The following is a 1,224-nucleotide window of genomic DNA, read 5'->3' as shown; positions in this document are numbered from 1 at the left end:
GGATCCCAAACCCCCGGCTCAAACCCCCCTGCAATGGTGGCCCCCACCGTTGGGCAGACGCTGTCAAAGGCGCGGCGGCCGTAGAGCTGCTGGGCAATGGGGGAGGCCGTCCCCATGGCATCCACCAACAGGCGGGATCCCAGAGAGAACGCTTCTTGAGTGGTTAAGTCCTTAACCACCACTGTGACGCCCTGCTCCTCGATGTAGGCCCGCTGAAACTCGCTGCGCTCGTAGATGGCACCACCCCTGGATCTCAAGATTTGACCACAGAGCTGCAGGAGCTTTTCGGCATCAATGGCCAGGTTGAGCACCGTCGGCGTGTGCAAGACGGGGGCGCGCACGGGGCTGTTGCCATCAAAAAACTTGTTAAACCCATCGGTGTATTCCCTGAGGATGAGGCTCTCCATCTCCTCAGGGCTGAGGAGGCCAAACTCCACCAGCGTCTGCAGCTCCCGCCGCGAAATGTTCCACTCCCGATTCATGCGGCCAAAGGGGAGCCGTTCCACCAAGGCTACGCGATAGCCTAGGCGGGCCATGGCTGCGCCGTAGATGGCCCCCAACGCCCCGCCCACAATCACCAAGTCCCACTCCAAGGGGGCAGGTTCAGGGGCCGGCTGGCGAAACAGCACCGGCTGCCGCTGAGGATGGGGGGATTGCACTTCTTCCCGCCAGCGCTTCTCCCACCAGTAAACCCGCTGCAGGTCGAACTCGCCGTTGGGAATGCGGCGGAAGTACTTTACCGTCTGCGGGTAAAAAGGCTCCAGTTGCTCAAAGATGGATCCCTGGCTGGGATCGACCTCTGGCAACTGCGGGTAGCGGTGGGGAAATTGGCTTTGGATCGCCCTCTCCACTTCCTTTAGCCAGCGGTTCTGCCGGGGGAAAGGCCGCTCTGACCACTGAAAGATCTTGAGATAGGTGGTGTTCAGCCCCGACCAGAGGAAAGCGGCCAGCTTGGCTCCGGATCCCTCTAGGCGCAGACCGCTGGGGGTAAGCACCTTTTGGCTGCCCATAGGCAGAGGCAGGTGCTCCTGCAGCCAGCGCAGCACTTGAGCGGTATCTGGGCAAGGGATCTCGCGGTAGTAGAGGGGCTTGAGCACAGCGCCAAGACACAAAGCCAATTTTTACCCATTGTGACACGACGGGATCCCTGAGGGGGCGGTTGTCTCAACCATCCGTCCCCGGAGACGTCAGTAGCGCTCAGGAAGGGAAAGTGGCAAGTCCCAA

1 protein-coding gene is annotated in these 1,224 nt (G+C 61.2%); it reads right to left on the bottom strand.

Annotation, left to right across the window (positions count from 1 at the left end):
• Positions 1–1,118, bottom strand: a 1,118-nt coding sequence (locus NW852_RS04655; protein WP_414426495.1) for an FAD-dependent oxidoreductase, incomplete at its 3' end; no start/stop codon positions are given.
• Positions 1,119–1,224 lie beyond the last annotated feature (106 nt).

The organism is Synechococcus sp. H60.1 (assembly GCF_047462335.1).
Lineage (GTDB): Bacteria > Cyanobacteriota > Cyanobacteriia > Thermostichales > Thermostichaceae > Thermostichus.
This window is presented reverse-complemented; position numbering and strand designations above follow the sequence as displayed.